At 43.0% G+C, this 17,647-nt stretch carries 20 protein-coding genes; 1 reads left to right on the plus strand and 19 read right to left on the minus strand.

Features of this window, described 5'->3' with window-relative positions:
* The first annotated feature begins 105 nt into the window (after positions 1-105).
* Positions 106-2,388, plus strand: a complete 2,283-nt coding sequence (gene helD, locus IGK85_RS09015) for an RNA polymerase recycling motor HelD (protein WP_008378157.1) — start codon at positions 106-108, stop codon at positions 2,386-2,388.
* Positions 2,389-2,450: 62 nt separating this feature from the next.
* Here the strand turns inward: helD and IGK85_RS09020 are convergent, their stop codons facing one another.
* The 19 genes from IGK85_RS09020 to fabF all read right to left on the minus strand — a co-directional run bounded on the left by IGK85_RS09020 (position 2,451) and on the right by fabF (position 17,647).
* Positions 2,451-3,110, minus strand: coding sequence for a hypothetical protein (locus tag IGK85_RS09020; RefSeq protein ID WP_008378159.1), 660 nt, complete (start codon positions 3,108-3,110; stop codon positions 2,451-2,453).
* A gap of 210 nt (positions 3,111-3,320) precedes the next feature.
* Positions 3,321-4,043, minus strand: a complete 723-nt coding sequence (locus IGK85_RS09025) for a YebC/PmpR family DNA-binding transcriptional regulator (RefSeq protein WP_005225911.1) — start codon at positions 4,041-4,043, stop codon at positions 3,321-3,323.
* A 79-nt stretch (positions 4,044-4,122) separates the two neighbouring features.
* The gene (locus IGK85_RS09030) at positions 4,123-5,289 is read right to left on the minus strand and encodes a nucleotidyltransferase (RefSeq protein WP_008378162.1); all 1,167 of its coding nucleotides are present in this window, start codon (positions 5,287-5,289) and stop codon (positions 4,123-4,125) included.
* A 27-nt stretch (positions 5,290-5,316) separates the two neighbouring features.
* Positions 5,317-6,045 carry a class I SAM-dependent DNA methyltransferase gene (locus tag IGK85_RS09035; protein ID WP_016612181.1) on the minus strand — a complete coding sequence of 243 codons (729 nt, stop codon included), beginning with the start codon at positions 6,043-6,045 and terminating at the stop codon, positions 5,317-5,319.
* Positions 6,045-6,386 carry a ribosome silencing factor gene (rsfS, locus tag IGK85_RS09040; protein ID WP_034878521.1) on the minus strand — a complete coding sequence of 114 codons (342 nt, stop codon included), beginning with the start codon at positions 6,384-6,386 and terminating at the stop codon, positions 6,045-6,047. Before rsfS ends, IGK85_RS09035 begins: the two co-directional genes overlap by 1 nt.
* 11 nt (positions 6,387-6,397) lie before the next feature.
* Positions 6,398-6,997, minus strand: coding sequence for a bis(5'-nucleosyl)-tetraphosphatase (symmetrical) YqeK (gene yqeK / locus IGK85_RS09045; RefSeq protein WP_008378167.1), 600 nt, complete (start codon positions 6,995-6,997; stop codon positions 6,398-6,400).
* Positions 6,987-7,628, minus strand: coding sequence for a nicotinate-nucleotide adenylyltransferase (locus IGK85_RS09050; protein ID WP_005235597.1), 642 nt, complete (start codon positions 7,626-7,628; stop codon positions 6,987-6,989). The genes yqeK and IGK85_RS09050 overlap by 11 nt, the downstream gene beginning before the upstream one ends.
* Positions 7,629-7,640: 12 nt before the next feature.
* The gene (gene yhbY / locus IGK85_RS09055; protein ID WP_008378170.1) at positions 7,641-7,952 is read right to left on the minus strand and encodes a ribosome assembly RNA-binding protein YhbY; all 312 of its coding nucleotides are present in this window, start codon (positions 7,950-7,952) and stop codon (positions 7,641-7,643) included.
* A 15-nt stretch (positions 7,953-7,967) separates the two neighbouring features.
* Positions 7,968-9,086, minus strand: a complete 1,119-nt coding sequence (gene yqeH, locus IGK85_RS09060; RefSeq protein ID WP_008378172.1) for a ribosome biogenesis GTPase YqeH — start codon at positions 9,084-9,086, stop codon at positions 7,968-7,970.
* 1 nt (position 9,087) lies between these two features.
* Complete coding sequence (locus IGK85_RS09065; RefSeq protein WP_008378174.1) at positions 9,088-9,612, minus strand: YqeG family HAD IIIA-type phosphatase; 525 nt, start codon at positions 9,610-9,612, stop codon at positions 9,088-9,090.
* A gap of 359 nt (positions 9,613-9,971) precedes the next feature.
* A complete protein-coding gene (locus IGK85_RS09070; RefSeq protein WP_008378176.1) occupies positions 9,972-10,697 on the minus strand; it encodes an amino acid ABC transporter ATP-binding protein in 726 nt (241 codons plus the stop codon).
* 16 nt (positions 10,698-10,713) lie between these two features.
* Positions 10,714-11,403, minus strand: a complete 690-nt coding sequence (locus tag IGK85_RS09075; protein WP_005225900.1) for an amino acid ABC transporter permease — start codon at positions 11,401-11,403, stop codon at positions 10,714-10,716.
* A 22-nt stretch (positions 11,404-11,425) separates the two neighbouring features.
* Positions 11,426-12,271 (minus strand): transporter substrate-binding domain-containing protein, encoded by an 846-nt coding sequence (locus IGK85_RS09080; protein ID WP_005225899.1) that lies wholly within the window; start codon positions 12,269-12,271, stop codon positions 11,426-11,428.
* 189 nt (positions 12,272-12,460) lie between these two features.
* The gene (locus IGK85_RS09085; RefSeq protein WP_008378179.1) at positions 12,461-13,246 is read right to left on the minus strand and encodes an acetyl-CoA carboxylase carboxyl transferase subunit alpha; all 786 of its coding nucleotides are present in this window, start codon (positions 13,244-13,246) and stop codon (positions 12,461-12,463) included.
* Positions 13,239-14,108: an acetyl-CoA carboxylase, carboxyltransferase subunit beta gene (gene accD, locus IGK85_RS09090; protein WP_008378181.1), complete on the minus strand. Its 870-nt coding sequence runs from the start codon at positions 14,106-14,108 to the stop codon at positions 13,239-13,241. The genes IGK85_RS09085 and accD overlap by 8 nt, the downstream gene beginning before the upstream one ends.
* Before the next feature lie 12 nt (positions 14,109-14,120).
* Positions 14,121-15,485, minus strand: a complete 1,365-nt coding sequence (locus tag IGK85_RS09095; RefSeq protein WP_008378184.1) for an acetyl-CoA carboxylase biotin carboxylase subunit — start codon at positions 15,483-15,485, stop codon at positions 14,121-14,123.
* 7 nt (positions 15,486-15,492) lie between these two features.
* The gene (gene fabZ / locus IGK85_RS09100) at positions 15,493-15,921 is read right to left on the minus strand and encodes a 3-hydroxyacyl-ACP dehydratase FabZ (RefSeq protein WP_005225895.1); all 429 of its coding nucleotides are present in this window, start codon (positions 15,919-15,921) and stop codon (positions 15,493-15,495) included.
* Between the two features lie 4 nt (positions 15,922-15,925).
* Positions 15,926-16,408, minus strand: coding sequence for an acetyl-CoA carboxylase biotin carboxyl carrier protein (gene accB, locus IGK85_RS09105; RefSeq protein ID WP_008378185.1), 483 nt, complete (start codon positions 16,406-16,408; stop codon positions 15,926-15,928).
* Positions 16,409-17,647, minus strand: a complete 1,239-nt coding sequence (gene fabF / locus IGK85_RS09110) for a beta-ketoacyl-ACP synthase II (RefSeq protein ID WP_008378187.1) — start codon at positions 17,645-17,647, stop codon at positions 16,409-16,411. It abuts the gene before it with no gap.

Below are 17,647 nucleotides of genomic sequence, written 5' to 3' on the forward strand. Positions count from 1 at the left end.
CTAAGCTCTTTTTATAAATATTAGCATAGTTTCTTTTTTTCCACGACATTCACAGGGAAAATATGCTATAATTTTATGTCGCAATTTTTTTAAGGAGGATCCTTCGTGAACGAACGTCAAAAAGAACAACAACATGTCAATGAAACCATTGCTCTGATCCACAGAGAACAAGCGATCCTTTCGCAGCAAAAACAAGAATTAGCCGCTAAAATGGATGATCAATTAAAAGAAATCGCCGATAAGAAAATTCGCGGAGGCGACAGTGAAGCCTTTTATGAATCAGTGATCGAGTACCAGCAGCATGAACAAGAACTGCTGATCAAGTATCAAACCGCAGAATCACAAGAAAAACGCGTCAAAACCCTAACAACGATGGCAGGCAATCCCTACTTTGCTCGAATCGATTTCAAAGAAGAGCAAGAAACCGAGACCCTCTATTTAGGGATCGCTTCTTTACGAGACAAAGAGGAAGAAACGATCGTCATTGACTGGCGCGCACCGATCGCTAATCTTTACTATGAAGGAGAACTTGGTGAAACATTCTACGAAACAGACACCGACCGTTTTACGGTAGAGCTGCTCTTAAAACGCCAGTTTAAAATTCAAAATGGTGAGATCTTATCGATGGTCGATACTTCGGAGATCATCAATGACGAATTTTTATTGGAAATCTTGGATGAGGCCTCTTCTTCTCAAATGCGTAACATCGTTTCAACGATCCAAAAAGCACAGAACCAAATTATTCGTGATACCACCAATAAATTTTTACTGATCGAAGGGATTGCTGGAAGTGGGAAAACCTCTGCTTTATTGCAACGGGTCGCCTTTTTACTTTACCGTAATCGCAAATGGCTGGACGAAAAACAAGTCTTGCTGTTTTCACCCAATCATTTGTTTTCTGACTATATATCCATGGTCCTGCCTTCATTAGGGGAAAGTGAAGTGCCCACAACAACCTTCCACCACTTTATCCAATTGATTCTGACTGGCTATGAAGTAACAAAAGAAACCCAACAAGAAGAGAACTTTTTAAGCGGCGACGATGATGCCATTGAAAAAATCAAAAGTAGTCTTTTCTTGGTGGAAAAAATCAACCGTTATGTCCGTTCGATTGCACCGATCGGCCCCTTGTTCCGTGATCTAAAAATCCAAGGGCAAACCTATTTGACAAAAGAACAGATTCGCCGCTGGTACCAAGAAACCAATCATGAATTGCCGATTTACCAAAGAACCCAACTGCTTCAAACAAAATTATTAAAAAAAATCGGCGGCTTGGAAAAAGATGAAGCCAAAAAAGACTGGGTCAAAGAAGCGACCGAAGAGCAATTGCAACAAGTATTTACCAACGATCCTCATCAAGAATACAGCGAAGAAAACGAACGCCGTTTGCGGAAGAAACTCAGACAGCAGATCGTCCGTAAGAAGTTCCGTTCCTTGACGCGGGGAGTGAAAAACTTTCAGTTTATCAACCAAGCCAAGCAATACTTACACTTTTTACAATCGGTTGAGTCTGCTGCAGTCAAAGAAACTGGCATCGAGGCTGCGGCTTGGCAGCAAAGTATTGCCAACATTCGCCAAGGAATGCGCCAAAGACAAATCAAACAAGAAGACGCCGTTTTGTTTTTCTTACTGATCAAACAGCTTTATCCTGTTCACGTCGAAGAAAAAGCTCGGTTTATCTTTATCGATGAAATGCAGGATTTTCCACCAGCACAAGTGGCTCTGCTGCGTCAGCTTTATCCAAAGGCTGGTATCACCCTGTGCGGCGATTTGAACCAAAAAGTTTATGGCAATGAAACGATCGTCGGAGCATTAGCAGAATTATTCCCCCACGAAAGCGTGAAACGTTATCAATTGAAAACCAGCTATCGTTCGACTAAGGAAATCACAGATTTCGCCAATCAATTTTTAGTTGGCAGTGATCAAGTGGAATTGACGGCTCGTAAAGGTGCGGTACCAACAATTGTTAAAGGAACTGAATCTGAAAATCTGGCTTTCCTAGAAACCAGTATTCGAAAGGCAGCGGAGAATCAGCGTTGGCGCACCGCGATCATTTGTAAAACCGCAAAGGATTGCCAGCAGTTATATGCCCAGCTGACAGAAACAATGCAGGAACAAGTGCAGCTGATCACCTCTGAAGAAGACTTCATGAAACGCAATGTCATGATCTTCCCGGCCTTTTTAGCAAAAGGGCTAGAGTTTGACCAAGTATTTGTCTGGACACCAGGTGCCACTTTCGCGACTGAACAAGACCAATTGATTTTTTATACAATGGCGACACGGGCGATGCATCAGTTGACCGTCCTTACCCAAGAAGAATTGCCGCTTCTAGTGAAAGCTGATCCTGCCACTTATCAGTTTCAAGAAGCATCACGGATTGACGAATAACCTAACAAAAAAACATCACTTTCGACTGATTCTCAAATGAAACCAGCCGATTGTGATGTTTTTTAGCCTTTTAATTCGCCAATAAATAAGCGGGTTTCTGGATAACGCATCCCAACGATTGTTAAAATCATCTGCAGCTCAGAAACGTGTTCCGGATCTTCTGGAACAAATAATTTTGTATGACGTCCGATACTGCCATTATCGATCAAACGATGGGTACGATTCCATTGACTAAATTCCTCGATCGTTGTAAAGCGACTAAGAGGAAAACCAGCACCGTCGAGAATTTCCGTCAATCGAAAAAGCACATAAGAACTATCGATCACCAATTCTTTTCTGTGAGGTAAAGCACGCGTTCGCTTATAATCAATAATTGCTTTTTCTGGTCGGTGTTCCAAAAGCCAATCCAACAGCATGAAGAACCCTTCCATTCGATAATCATCGATAAAGAGCCGTTCAGAGTATTCCGACATGCGAAAGACCAAAGGAATCAAGAATCGCTCTTTATAAATTAACAAGGGTGCGCGATCAACGACGACATTTAAATAACGATTCAAATAAGAAGAACCACGATAATCGCCTAGACGATACCCTTCCACCCCATACTTTTGATATTTCCGACAAAGAGCCGAGCAGTCAGAAATCGATACAGACACTTCTGCTAGCTTTTCAAAACCACTTAAGATTCGATTAAATGGCTCTAAAACGATTTTTTCTTCCATGTCTGCCCCCCTAACGAGTTGTTTGCTTATGTAGTAAATCATAACATATAAAATGTCTGGAAACCAACTGAAAAGACGATGAATATTGAAGAATTTTCAAGAGAAGTGCTTCTCGCTCTCTTGTTTTTTTCACTTGACTAAACAACGGAAGGTTGATGAAAAAAACACCAAAAACTGGCAGCCAGATCACCTCTAGGCTGCCAGTATGTCTTATTCTTCAGCGTCTGCCACATTGTGATAGACATTTTGAACATCTTCAAGATCTTCTAATACATCGATCATTTTTTCGAATTTTTCTAGATCATCGCCAGTTAAGGTTACTTCATTTTGAGGAATCATTTGCATTTCAGCAATTGAAAATTCGGTGATTCCTTTTTCTTTCAAGGCTTCCTGAATGGCATGGAAGTCACTTGGTTCACCGTGAACGATAATTTGTCCATCTTCTTCAACAACATCACGAACATCGATCTCTTTGTCCATCAAGTATTCTAAGATCTCATCGGCATCGTCACCAGCAAAGCCAAATAATGCTGTGTTATCAAACATATAAGCAACTGCCCCAGAAACACCCATATTCCCGCCGTTTTTACCAAAAGCGGCCCGAACATCGGCTGCGGTACGGTTGACGTTGTTTGTCAAAGTATCGACGATCACCATTGATCCATTTGGTCCAAATCCTTCATATCGAAGTTCTGAGTATTGTTCATCGCCAGAACCTTTGGCTTTTTCAATCGCACGGTCAATAATGTGTTTTGGCACATTGTAGGTTTTCGCACGTTCGATAACAAAGCGTAATTTTTGGTTCGCGTGAGGATCAGGATCACCCGATTTTGCTGCTGCGTAGATTTCGATTCCAAATTTTGCATAAACTCGGCTATTGTTTGCATCTTTAGCAGTTTTTTTCGCTACGATATTTGCCCATTTACGACCCATGATTTCACTTCGCTTTCTTGTTTTTAAAAATCCTTATTCATTATACTTGTCAAATGGCGTTCTGTGAAGCAATTTTCACTTATTTATCAATAAAAAGCGGAATTCTTCGAAAATTTTGTTCTGAGATTTGAGGATTCCCTTGCTGATAAATCTGGTCGATCCGCAATGACAAGCCGTAGCGCTGTGCTTCTTTCTTACCGAATTTAGCGATCAGCGGCAGGGTCAGCTCTTTTTTGACTTCTTTTAAATATTGCTGCCCTTGCTTTGTATAGCCTAAGACTCGAATAAAGGGATGTGCTTGGGCTTCCTTCATTTCAGCTTTTGTCACTTGGAACAATACATAACAAGCAAGACGCTGCAGTCTCGTTTGGGTATAGCGTTTTGTCTTTAACAACTTGATAAAATCTGCAAACGAATCCGCCGCAGTCACATATTGTTTTAGTCGATATTCTAGTCCTTCTTCCATCTGGTAAATAGCAGCTAATTTTTCGAGGGGGGCAGAAATGATCTGGTATTGAAGATACGGCCAAAAGGCTTCCCAGTCGACTGTTTTTTGCGAAAGAAATTTTTGTGTTGCTTCAGGAACAAAATCCACAACAGCTTCACCTTGTTTGAGTCCTTGACGAATGGCTGTGGCACTAGCGATCGTTGGATGCTTAAATTGTTCTGAATGATAAGAGGCCGCAATTCGTTGAATGGGAACAAGCCTCATTGGTTTTTCATAACACAACACTTCCCGTGCATACGCCATACCCAACAGATGATTCGGCTGGTCTTTTTCTGCATGGTACTCAGGATAAAGCTCACTGAGGACCATACTCATTTTTTGACTATAGGTAGCATTTTGCCTAGCTATGCGTTGAAATGCGTCATCGATCATCCGCTGATTTTCTTTTTCAAACTGAGCGAACTTTGCATAGTCAAAGGGTTGTTTCGCATCTGTACCAAAACACAAAGAATCACATTGCAGATTTTGTAAGATCCTAATCGCTCCCGCTGCAAAAAAATCAGCAGACTGGACGGCCCAAGCGGATGGCAGTTCAACGACCAAATCGACGCCATTTTGCAATGCCGCTTGGGCTCGTTGCCATTTATCGATGATTGCTGGTTCGCCACGCTGTAAAAAATTCCCACTCATCACGGCTACAATGACATCAGCGTTGGTTTCTTGCCTGGCTTTGTCCACATGGTATTGGTGGCCATGGTGAAAAGGGTTATATTCTACGACTAGTCCGCAAGCCTTCATCGACATCCCTCCTGTTTTACATAACGGTTACTTATGGCAGACAAAAAACCAGCGACGGCTTTTTTCATTTGGTTTTGTATCGATAAAATCAGCGTAGCATTCAACATTAGCAAAACCAGCATTTTCTAACATTCTTAAATAGCTTTCGAGAGGATAGGTTCTTTCTTGATGAAGCTCATCTAAGCGTTCAAACAACCCATTCTCTTGTGCAACAAAAAAGGTCAAGAAATGTTCAATGCTATGGTCTTTTTCTCCTTGATAGCTTTCCCAAAGAAAGGCAAATTCATCCGTCTGGTAATGGTAGCTATAATCAGGAAACACTTCATTGATTTGATATAAGGAATGCACATCAAATAAAAAGACGCCATCTTCTTCTAAACAACTGTAAACACCATCAAAAACTTGCTGCACACTCTGCTCGTCTTCCATGTAGCAAAGGGAGTCAGAATAGCAAGTAATAGCTTGATAGGTGCCAATATCTACGAGATCCAGCATGTCACCCGCAACAAATTGCACAGCCGCCTCTTCTTTTTCAGCCCGTTGACTAGCGATCATCAGCATCTCTTCTGAAAGATCTAACCCAGTCACATCAAACCCAGCCTTGGCAAATTCAACGGCTAACGCACCGGTTCCACAAGCCAATTCTAACAGCTGTTTTCTTTTTCCTAAATGACGACAAGAAAAATCCAGCCACTTTTTATAGAGACTGGAATCCATTACTTCGTCATAGACAAATGCGAAGGTTTCGTAAGCCATTACGCCACGACCCATTCATTAAGATCCACAAGCGGCGCATCAGACCATAATTTTTCTAGGTTGTAAAAAGCACGTTCTGAGGCACTGAATACGTGAACGATTACGTCACCTAAGTCGATCAAGACCCATTTTCCACCATCTTTTCCTTCGACACGGCGAACAGATACTTGACTTTCTTCTTCTTTATCGATGACTTCATCAATGATCGCATTGATTTGACGTTCACTATTTCCTGAACAGATCACAAAGTAATCTGCTAGCAAAGAGATTTCCCGCACATCTAATGCCATAATATCTTCGGCATGTTTTGAATCGGCGGCTTTTACAGCAATTTCTAATATTTTCTGACTATCTATGGTAATTCCCTCCTATATTTGGCTACCCAAAAATTGTAGGTTTCGATCGTTTTTGGGTAGATAACTGCTTCTGTTTCGATCAAATGAAGCAAGGTATGTTTCGTTTCGTAAGCAACAGCGGCATCTAAGTCGATCATTGCGATTTCCCTAGCCTCAACGACTCCAGGAAACGTACGCCCGGGTTCGATATAATCTGCTACATAGATGATTTTATCTAGTAGGCTCATCTTGGCAGCTCCGGTTGTGTGCAAACGGATCGCTTGTAAGATTTCTTCGTCATCGATTTCTAATTCTCGTTGAACGAAATCAGCACCGACGAGTCCATGCCAGATAGCATTGTTCCAGTTCAAGAGATCCAATTCAAATCCGTCTCTACGAATGACTAATTGAAATTCTTCATCGCTGCGTTCCTTCGCATAATCATGCGTCAAAGCAGCGATGCTGGCTTTGACCGGTGAAGCACCATATTTTTCCGCAAGGGCAACGGCCGTTTTTTCGACACCCAACACATGCTCAAAGCGCTTTTGACTCATCTGCATTTGGACCTTTTGCATCAAAAGTTCCCGTTCTGCTTGTGTGTAGTGTTCACTCTTCATCCAAGTACAACCCCTTTTCTTGAATATAGTGTAACACATTATCTGGCAATAAGTAGCGAACCGAACAACCTTGTTGCACTTTTTTACGAATTGTTGTTGAGCTGACATCCATTAGAGGAATATCGATCCAAATAATCGGGTATGGGCTATCGATCGGCACTTCCGGGCGGCGAACCCCCACAAAAGTTACCAATTCCATCAGCTCATCGATTTGATGCCATTTTGGTAAATAGTTCACCATATCCCCGCCAATGATAAAATAATAATTAGTATCTGGATTCTTAGCTGTCAATTCCCGCATCGTATCAACCGTATAACTCTTACCTTTTCGTTCCAACTCAATGGTCTCTACAGCAAATCGCGGATTATCGGCGACCGCCAACTTCAACATCGCTAAACGATGCTCAGCGGGGATTGTCTTTTTCTCATCAACATGAGGCGGTAAATACTCAGGCATGAAATAAACTTTATCCAGCCCTAATGCTTGCCCTACTTGCTCACCCATGACCAGATGTGCGTAGTGTACTGGATTAAAATTTCCACCAAGAATGCCCACTTGCTTTTTCGGTACAAGTTCTTGTGTTTGTGTCTCTAAAACCGTTTGTACCTTTCCAAATGTTTGTCCTTGCATGCCTTCTCCCTCCTAAATTGAACGAACTTTGCTTGAAATTGTTTGGTATTTTTCTTTACTAGACGGTTTGAATAAAACGATCACTCGTCCGATGATCTGAACCACTTCACAGCCAACTTTCTCACGGATCGTTTCAGCTGCTTCGTCAGCAACCTCATCGGTATTTTGGAGTAATGAGACTTTGATCAATTCCCGTTTTTCTAGTGCTTCTTCAATTTGCGACACCATCGCGTCATTCAAGCCGCCTTTGCCGATTTGAAAAATCGGGTTTAGATGGTGCGCTTCACTTCGTAAAAATCTTTTTTGTTTTCCTCGTAAGTCCATAATCTTCCTTCTTCCTTATACTAATGCTTTACGTCTAAGCACATCGACACCTTTTGGCGCCCACCCGGCGATGACACATGGTTTGGTGATCGTGATCCAGCCAAGTCCAGCAAAAACGATATCGGTTTTTTCTTTGATTGAAAATTCGAAACGGACGAGTTCAGGAAAATCCGCCACTTCATCTGCTCGTGGCGGCTGCAGCAGCCCACCAACATGTTTCTCATAAAATTCATCGGCTTTACTTAATTTGGTCCGATGGATCGCTACATCATTCGCTACATAGGCAACAAACGAACTTCGTTCTCCTTGTATGAAATCAAAACGGGCAAGTCCCCCTAAGAACAAGGTTTGTTCAGGGTTCAATTGATACACTTTCGGTTTAATTTCTTTGGCTGGTGCCACGATTTTCAGATCTTTTTTACCTAAATAGTGTGCCATTTGATGACGATGAATGATTCCTGGTGTGTCGATCAAAAAGTGCCCGTCGTCCAATGGAATCTCAATTTTATCCAATGTAGTTCCAGGGAATCGCGAAGTGGTGATCAGCTCGTTGATCCCTGCTGTTTGTTTGATGATTTGATTGATCAATGTTGATTTTCCAACATTCGTCACACCAACCACATACACATCACGACCTTCACGATACGTTTCGATCGCTTGTAGCAACGCTTGGGTTTCACCCGGTTTCTTGGCACTCGTCAACAATACATCGACGGGTCTTAAACCGACTTCGTAAGCCCGTTCCTTCATCCATTGGGTCATTTTCGATTTTTTCAAAGATTTCGGTAAAATATCCACCTTGTTGCCCACTAATAAAACAGGATTATCACCAACAAAGCGGTGCAGTCCTGGGATCAATGAACCATTAAAGTCAAAAATATCGACGACATTAACGATCAAGGCGTCTTTTTCCCCGATTTCATTCAGCAAACGTAGGAAATCATCGTCTGTCAGCGCGACATCTTGGATCTCATTGTAATGACGCAAGCGGAAGCAGCGTTGACAATAGACTTCTCCTGATTCAAGTCCTTTTTCTAATGCAGATTGCGGGGTGTACCCCAATTCGTTAGGATTTGTTGTTTGAATCAATGCCCCGCAGCCGATACAGTGAATTTCTTCGATTCCTTCTGTCATATTAAATTCCTCCACGCCATTTTAACTCTGGGTTGTGTTTCAATAAATAGTTCATGATTTTTCTTTCTGCTGCTCGATTAAACTGGGTTTTCCAAGAATCCGTTGGGATCACTGGTTTCACTAGAATGCTGCGAACACCAGCACGATTGGCACCTCGTACATCCGTCATAATCTGATCGCCGATCATGACAACCTCTTCTTTTTTCAAGCCTAATTGCTGATACCCTTGTTTGATCCCTCTTGAAAAAGGTTTTAATGCGCGGTGTACGTACTTTAAACCAAAAGGCGCAACAGCCCGTGCCACGCGTTCACTATTGTTGTTAGAAACGACAATCACCGGGATGCCAGCGTTTTTCATTTCCAATAACCAGTTTTTTAATTCTTCGGTTCCATCAGGATTATTCCAAGCAATCAAGGTATTATCAAGATCGGTCAAAATCCCTTTGATCCCCTGTGCCTTTAGTTGGCTAGGGGTGATTTTATAAATCGCATCGACCATCCAAGTCGGTTTATAATTTGAAAACATAGAATCTCCTTTACTATCTGATTTCTTCGCATGTTAAAAGTCGGCGACTAGTCATCGATCCACATAGTCGATCTTTAAAAAGAAACCGTACTAGCTGTTGACAAGCAAGCAGGCAGTTTCTAAAAGGATCAGACCTCTTCAACCTGTAATTATACAATAGAATCTTTTTGAATACTAGCAAGTGCGCCAGTTTCTGCAGGTTTCTTGTAAAAGAACTGAAAAAGGAACCTGCCAAGACAACCGTTTGTTCTATCACTTCTTTAATGTAGTCATTTTTCCGTCAAAAAAGCATCCTTTTACTGAAAGGATGCTTAGGAAAGGTCCAAATTTATCACTAACAACTGCGAACTTCTCGCAGTTTACAATACTTTACTCAAAAAATCAATGGTTCGTGGATTTTTCGGATGATCAAAGATCTGTTCTGGCGTTCCTTCCTCCATAATGATTCCCTGATCCATAAATAAAATCCGATCCGCGACTTCTTTCGCAAAGCCCATTTCATGAGTGACGATGACCATCGTCATTCCTTGCTGAGCCAAACGCTGCATAACGGACAATACTTCGCCAACCATTTCAGGGTCTAACGCAGAAGTCGGTTCATCAAAGAGCATCACATCCGGTTCCATCGCCAAAGCTCGTGCGATGGCGATTCGCTGCATTTGTCCACCAGAAAGACTTTGAGGATAAGCTTTTGCTTTATCTGGTAAACCGACATCATTCAGAAGTTGTTTTGCCAACTGATCCGCTGCCGATTTTGCTACCTTTTTGACTTTCGTCGGGGACAAGGTAATGTTTTCTAAAACCGTCATATTCGGAAAAAGATTAAAATTTTGAAAAACCATACCCATTTTTTCCCGCATCTTATATAAATCATTTTTTGGATCGGTAATATCGGTTCCTTCAAAAAAAATCTTCCCGCTTGTCGGTACTTCTAATAGGTTTAAACAGCGTAAAAACGTACTTTTTCCTGACCCAGATGGCCCAATCACCACCACGACTTCTCCTTGATCGATCGTCGTGGTGATCCCTTTTAGCACTTGATTGCTGCCAAAGGTTTTGTGTAACTCTTGAATATCTAACATCATAGCTTGTCTTCTCCTTTTAACGACGATAGCCTTTGCCTAGTTTCTTTTCCCATAAACTCAATAGTCGCGAAGTCGTAAACGTCAAGATGAAGTAAATGACCGCCGCCACATAGAAAGGCGTTAATGGTTGGAAAGAACTGGTGACAACGATCTGCGCACTGTTCATCAGCTCGTAGATGCCGATCGTTGAAAGCAAAGAGGAATCCTTGATCAAAACGATAAATTCATTGCCTAGTGGCGGCAAAATGTTGCGTAGTGCTTGTGGCAACACGACATAACGCATCGTTTGAAAAGGCCGCAGCCCTAAAGATCCTGCCGCTTCTGTTTGTCCGTAATCAACGGCATTGATCCCTCCTCGGACGATTTCAGCAACGTATGCCCCGGAATTTAGTGATAAGGCAATGATCCCTGGAAAGAGCCGCCCAAAATCAAGACTCAGCACGCCGATTGAGACCGTCGGCAAAGCAAACATTCCTTGCAAAAGACCAAAAGCGATCAAAATTTGCACCAGCATCGGTGTGCCGCGGATGACTTCAATATACGCATTAGCAAACCAGCGCAAAGGCGTCACTTTTGATAATTTCATTAGGGCAAAAATCACCCCTAGAATCGTTCCAAAGATCACGGTGATGATAGAGATCACGATGGTGATCACCACACCAGAAAGAAAATAAGGGTAATATATCGCTAAAAAGGATAAATCCATAATTGTGTCTACTCCGTTCTATCTATTGCGCCGCATTTTCATTGGCTAGATCTGTGTTCTTTTGTACATACTCATCGATTGTACCATCTTCAATCAATTCTTTCAAAATACTGTTTAGCTCTTCTTGTAGTTCGGTACTCCCTTTAGGTAAAGCAATTGCATAAGAATCGCCTTCAGATGCTTCTAATGCTACATCAGTGATCACGAGGTCATCATTTTGTGCAACATACGATTCAGCAACCGCACTTTCAAGGACCAAACCGTCGATCGAGCCTTGTTTCAATTCATTGACTAGATTCGGGACTTTGGCAATGGAAACCAATTGCGAATCAGCTAATTGGTCTTGAACGATCATTTCTTGGATCGAGCCTTTTTGAGCGCCTACTTTTTTGCCAGACAAGCTTTCGATTGAATCAAATGCCGACTCGTTATTTTTATTGACAACTAATTTTTGTTCTGGTGTAAAATAGTTGTCGGTGAAATCAAAAGTCTGTTTACGTTCGTCAGTTGCTGAGATGCCTGAAACAGCGATATCGGCTTTTCCTTGTTGCAAAGCAGTCAAAACAGCATTGAAATCAAGGTCCAAAATATTTACTTCAACACCAAGACGATCAGCGATCTCATTGACCATATCGATATCTGCGCCCACGATCGTATCTTTGCCATCGATCAAGGCATGGAATTCAAAGGGAGCAAAGTCAGCAGAAGTTGCCACATTTAACACACCAGCTGCTTTGATGGCTTCCAATTGATTATCCGCCGAACCGCTGGCACTAGAACTTCCAGTACTCGATGAGCCGCCATTCCCACAAGCTCCTAAAACCAAAATCCCCGTCAATACAACAAGTGCTCCAAATAATTTTTTCATTAAAACGCTCCTCTTCAAAACAAATATTTATGCAATATAATCTTCTTATATTCAGAATATATACATAATAGCACAGAATAATTAAATTTTAAACTAAAAACTTTGTCATTTGCACGATTTATTCAATAACACTTTCAATAAAAAAATACTAGGATATCCTTCCTCTAATTAGAGTGGATATCCTAGTTGTTAAAATCGGCGAAAACGCTGATACCTTGCCTCAAGCAATTCTTCTGTTTGTAAGGTAGAAAGTTCAGCAAGTTTCGTTGAAATTGCCGCTTTCATCTGTTCCATCAATTGCTCTTTCGGTAAAAAGGCCTCTTCATTGGTTTCAGCAATCACTTTTTCAATAACGCCTAATTCATATAGTTCTTGGGCAGTGATCTTCATCAAGCCAGCAGCTTCTTTGGCACGGCTGCCATCTTTCCATAGGATCGAAGCAAAGCCTTCGGGAGATAAAATGGCATAGATCGAATGTTCCATCATCCAAACCTCATCGCCTAATGCCAGTGCTAAGGCACCGCCGCTGCCGCCTTCACCAATGATGATTGCCAAGATCGGCACCGTTAAATCGGACATTTCCATCAAGTTACGGGCAATCGCTTCGCCTTCTCCGCGCTCTTCCGCGCCAATACCGCAAAATGCCCCTGCTGTATTGATCAATGTGACCACAGGTCGCTGAAATTTTTCGGCTTGCTTCATTAAGCGTAACGCTTTTCGATAGCCTTCAGGATGTGGCGAGCCAAAGTTTCTGCGTAAGTTTTCAGGCAGATTACGGCCTTTTTGAATACCGATCACGGTCACTGGCTTGCCATCTAAACAAGCGATCCCACCAACGACAGCTTCATCTTCGCCAAATAGACGGTCTCCATGAAGCTCTTCAAACTCAGAAAAAATGCCTTCAAAGTAATCCAGTGCCGTCAAACGGTCTTTGCTGCGAGCGAGTTCAACGATTTCGTGGGCTGCTCTAGTCATTGCGATCCCATCCTTTCCGCGTATGCAAAGAAATCAAATGGTGGATTTTCTCCCGCAAGTTCGTCCGTGGAACGATTTGATCGACAAAGCCATGATCTAGCAAGAACTCTGCTTTTTGAAAATCTTCAGGTAATTCCTGACGAATGGTTTGTTCAATCACTCGTCGTCCAGCAAAACCAATCAAGGCTTGCGGTTCTGCTAGAATGATATCCCCTTCCATCGCAAAACTAGCGGTAACGCCACCGGTGGTCGGGTCCGTTAAAACCGTTAGATAAAACAAGCCAGCTTTACTGTGGCGTTTTACCGCCGCAGAGATTTTTGCCATTTGCATCAGTGACAAAATTCCTTCTTGCATCCGTGCACCACCTGAAGCGGTAAAAAGAACAACTGGTAGCTGTTTTTCGATCGCACGTTCAAACAAACGGGTGATTTTCTCCCCCACGACCGTTCCCATGCTGCCCATGATGAAATTCGCATCCATGACACCGATTGCTAACGGCAATCCTTGCACTTTGGCCTCTCCTGTCAGGACAGCCTCATGCAACCCAGTTTTTTCTTGCATTTGTGCGACTTTATCCAGGTACCCTGGGAAATCAAGGGGATCTTTTGTGGTTACATCTGTGTCCCATTCTTCAAAGCTTTTCTCATCAATCGTGATAGCGATCCGTTCCCAGGCACTGATTCGGAAATTATACCCGCAGTGAGGACAGACTTTTTCCGCCCCCATCTCCTTCGTATAAAGCGTTCGTTTGCAACTAGGACATTTCGCCCAAAGATTATCTGGGACGACTGGTTCATTCGTTGGCAGCTGACCTCGATTAGGATTGATGCGAATGTAGTTTTTTTTCTTAAATAAAGCCACTCAACTTCCCTCCTATTGTTCAGGTGTCCAATTCGGCAAAAATTCCTCTTGTAAAAAGGCGGTAGTATAGTCTCCCGCAATCACTTTCGGGTGACTGATCAAGTCCATTTGGAATTCTGCATTCGTAATGACACCATCGGTCACTAATTCGGCTAACGCCCGCTGCATCTTCATCAACGCTTCAAAACGATTCTCGCCGTGAACAATCACTTTAGCGATCATCGAATCATAATAAGGTGGGATCGTGTAGCCGGAATACATGGCACTGTCTACACGAACGCCTAGACCGCCACTTGGTAAAAACAAACTGTTGATCTTACCAGGAGAGGGTGCAAAATTGAAGGCTGGATTTTCTGCATTGATCCGACATTCGATCGCCGCGCCCGTCATCTTGATGTCAGCTTGCGTCAAGCCTAGCGGTTCGCCACTAGCGACTTCAAGTTGTTTTTTGACTAAATCAATGTTTGTCACCATTTCGGTGATGGGGTGTTCCACTTGGATTCGAGTGTTCATTTCCATGAAATAAAACTCCCCAGTGTCCGCCATTAAAAACTCGATCGTGCCAGCATTACGATACCCTACCGCTTGTGCGGCACGCACCGCTGCTTCTCCTAGTTCTGCTCGCTTGCTTTCAGAAATCACCACAGAAGGGGATTCTTCCAACACTTTTTGGTTGTTGCGTTGTAGCGAGCAATCGCGTTCACCAAGGTGGATAATATTACCAAAAGAATCACCTAACACTTGCACTTCTATGTGTCGAGCAGGATAAATGATTTTTTCAATGTACATTTCATCGTTGCCAAATGCCGCTTTCGCTTCTTGCTGCGCCGAAGCAAAATGATGCGGCAATGCTTCTTTATCGGCGACTTTCCGTATCCCTTTACCGCCACCGCCAGCTGCTGCTTTGAGCATGACTGGGTAACCAATCTCTTCAGCGATCGTTAAAGCTTCTTCCACATCAGAAATCGCGCCTTTGCTTCCGGGAATGACCGGTACTTCTGCTTCGATCATCAAGCGTCTTGCATTGATTTTGTTTCCCATTGCATCGATAGTCTCACTCTTTGGCCCAATAAAGACGATATTGCATTCCTCGCACATCGCAGCAAAGCGGCTATTCTCTGAAAGAAAGCCAAATCCAGGATGGATCGCCTCAGCCTTTGTGACGATCGCAGCGCTTAGGATCTGCTGTACATTCAAATAAGAGTCGGCTGCTTTGGCAGGTCCGATACAAATCGCTTCATCGGCAAGCTCTGTATGCAACGCTTCTTTATCTGCTTCTGAATAAACGGCGACCGTTTGAATACCTAATTCGCGACAAGCGCGAATGATACGTACGGCGATTTCGCCACGGTTTGCGATCAATACTTTAGAAAACATGTCTCACCTATCCAATCATGAAAGTCAATTCTGCTTCCGCCACTTTTTTCCCATCAACATAGGCAATTCCTTTGCCGATGCCGGCTGCAGATTTCACTTTGATTATTTCTACTTCTAAGATCAAGGTATCGCCCGGTGTTACTTTTTTTCTGAATTTCGCTTTGTCTAAACCGCCAAAGTAGGCAGTTTTCCCACGAAAATCTTCCAATGATAGCAATGCCACAGCACCTGCTTGCGCCATTGCTTCCACGATCAATACTCCGGGCATCACTGGTTCATGAGGAAAATGACCTTGGAAAAATGGCTCATTGATAGTAACGTTTTTCTTCGCAACGACCCGTTTGCCTTCTTCTAACTCCTCTACCCGATCCACTAAAAGCATCGGATAACGATGAGGGATGATTTCTTTGATTTCTTGAATCGTTAATGCGCTCATTGCTTTACCCTTCTTTCACACGGAATAATGGTTGATTGTATTCAACGATTTGTTCGCTTTCAACCAAGACTTCAACTAATTCGCCATCGACGTCGCTGACGATTTCATTCATGACTTTCATCGCTTCAACGATACAAAGAATATCGCCTTTTTTCACGTGATCGCCGATTTGCTTAAAGTTATCTTTGTCAGGACTTGGCTTCAAATAAACGACACCCACTAATGGAGAGACAACTTCTTTGCCCTCTAAGACAGGTTTTGCCACTTCTACTGTGTCAGGTGTTGCTGAGACAGCAGGCGTTGGTGCAACAGGAGTTGGCGCAGCATTCGCTGCAGGAGCAGGCGCAGGTGCAGAGGATGCATTTTGTAGCCCACTTGTCGTATTTTTATTAAAATAAAGTTCAAAGGTCTCTTTTTTTAATTGAAGCTCAGTTAACGTCGATTGATCGAATTGGCTGAGCAGCTCTTTTACCTCATGTGTTTCCAATTACGCTTCCTCCCAACGTTTCAGCAAGATCACTGCATTATGACCGCCAAACCCAAGTGAATTACTCATGGCATAGGTCAAATCTGCTGGTTGGCTTTGATTGATAACAACGTTCAAGTCGATCTCAGGATCTTGTTCTGTCACGTTGATGGTTGGTGGAATAAATTGATGTTGTAATGCTAATAGTGAAGCAATGGCTTCGATTCCACCAGCCGCCCCAAGCAAATGACCAGTCATTGACTTTGTACTGCTGACATATGGTTTTTTATAGTCTTCCCCTAATCCGTATTGGATCGATGTCGCTTCTGCACTGTCATTGGCGGGCGTGCTTGTACCGTGGGCATTGATGTAGCCAACTTCAGCTGGGGTGATCGCCGCTTCTTGCATCGCCAATTTCATTGCTTTTCCAGCACCTGATCCATCAGGGTTTGGTGCAGTCATATGGTAGGCATCACAGTTCGCACCATACCCTACGACTTCACCTAAAATCGTTGCCCCACGTTTTTGCGCATGCGCCAATGATTCTAAAATGAAGACACCAGCGCCTTCACCCATGACAAACCCACTACGATTTTTATCAAACGGAACGGAAGCTTTGTCAGGGTCTGATTCAGTGGTTAACGCCGTCAGAGACGCAAAACCAGCAATACCGATTTCACAGATCGTCGCTTCTGAACCACCAGCGATCATAACATCTGCATAGCCATGCTTGATGTTCCGAAAAGCTTCACCGATTGAATGGGTACCAGAAGCACAGGCGGAAACAGTCGTCGTACAAATGCCTTTCGCACCTACCCGTAACGCAATGTTGCCGGCAACCATATTTACAATCGACATCGGTACGAACATTGGTGATACTCGATTTGCTCCTTTGTCATGCATCCGAATCACTTGATCTTGAATCGTTGGCAAGCCGCCGATCCCTGAACCAACCATCACGCCAAAACGATCCACATCAATGGTTTCTGTATCTAACTTCGCCATTTCCATCGCTTCTAACGCCGCATAAATTCCATAAATGGAAAAAAGATCCATCCGCTTCGTATCTTTTTTAACGAAGTACTTTTCTAACGGAAAATCTTTGACTTCAGCGGCAACTGAGATCCCTGTTGCTTCTGCGTCAAATTTTGTAATCGGGCCGATGCCGTTGGTCCCGTTTTGTAAACTTGCTAAAAATGTTTCTGGGTCATTTCCGATTGGAGAAGTGACGCCGTATCCTGTAACTACTACTCGATTCAT

The organism is Enterococcus sp. AZ015, assembly GCF_050499225.1.
GTDB classification, from domain to species: domain Bacteria; phylum Bacillota; class Bacilli; order Lactobacillales; family Enterococcaceae; genus Enterococcus_D; species Enterococcus_D entomosocium.

Coding starts and splice junctions, on each gene's coding strand:
- IGK85_RS09020 (WP_008378159.1), bottom strand. CDS start 3,110: ATGGAAGAAAAAATCGTTTTAGAGCCATTTAATCGAATCTTAAGTGGT.
- IGK85_RS09025 (WP_005225911.1), bottom strand. CDS start 4,043: ATGGGTCGTAAATGGGCAAATATCGTAGCGAAAAAAACTGCTAAAGAT.
- IGK85_RS09030 (WP_008378162.1), bottom strand. CDS start 5,289: ATGAAGGCTTGCGGACTAGTCGTAGAATATAACCCTTTTCACCATGGC.
- IGK85_RS09035 (WP_016612181.1), bottom strand. CDS start 6,045: ATGGCTTACGAAACCTTCGCATTTGTCTATGACGAAGTAATGGATTCC.
- yqeK (WP_008378167.1), bottom strand. CDS start 6,997: ATGAAGAGTGAACACTACACACAAGCAGAACGGGAACTTTTGATGCAA.
- IGK85_RS09050 (WP_005235597.1), bottom strand. CDS start 7,628: ATGCAAGGACAAACATTTGGAAAGGTACAAACGGTTTTAGAGACACAA.
- yhbY (WP_008378170.1), bottom strand. CDS start 7,952: ATGGACTTACGAGGAAAACAAAAAAGATTTTTACGAAGTGAAGCGCAC.
- yqeH (WP_008378172.1), bottom strand. CDS start 9,086: ATGACAGAAGGAATCGAAGAAATTCACTGTATCGGCTGCGGGGCATTG.
- IGK85_RS09065 (WP_008378174.1), bottom strand. CDS start 9,612: ATGTTTTCAAATTATAAACCGACTTGGATGGTCGATGCGATTTATAAA.
- IGK85_RS09070 (WP_008378176.1), bottom strand. CDS start 10,697: ATGATGTTAGATATTCAAGAGTTACACAAAACCTTTGGCAGCAATCAA.
- IGK85_RS09075 (WP_005225900.1), bottom strand. CDS start 11,403: ATGGATTTATCCTTTTTAGCGATATATTACCCTTATTTTCTTTCTGGT.
- IGK85_RS09080 (WP_005225899.1), bottom strand. CDS start 12,271: ATGAAAAAATTATTTGGAGCACTTGTTGTATTGACGGGGATTTTGGTT.
- IGK85_RS09085 (WP_008378179.1), bottom strand. CDS start 13,246: ATGACTAGAGCAGCCCACGAAATCGTTGAACTCGCTCGCAGCAAAGAC.
- IGK85_RS09095 (WP_008378184.1), bottom strand. CDS start 15,485: ATGTTTTCTAAAGTATTGATCGCAAACCGTGGCGAAATCGCCGTACGT.
- fabZ (WP_005225895.1), bottom strand. CDS start 15,921: ATGAGCGCATTAACGATTCAAGAAATCAAAGAAATCATCCCTCATCGT.
- fabF (WP_008378187.1), bottom strand. CDS start 17,647: ATGAATCGAGTAGTAGTTACAGGATACGGCGTCACTTCTCCAATCGGA.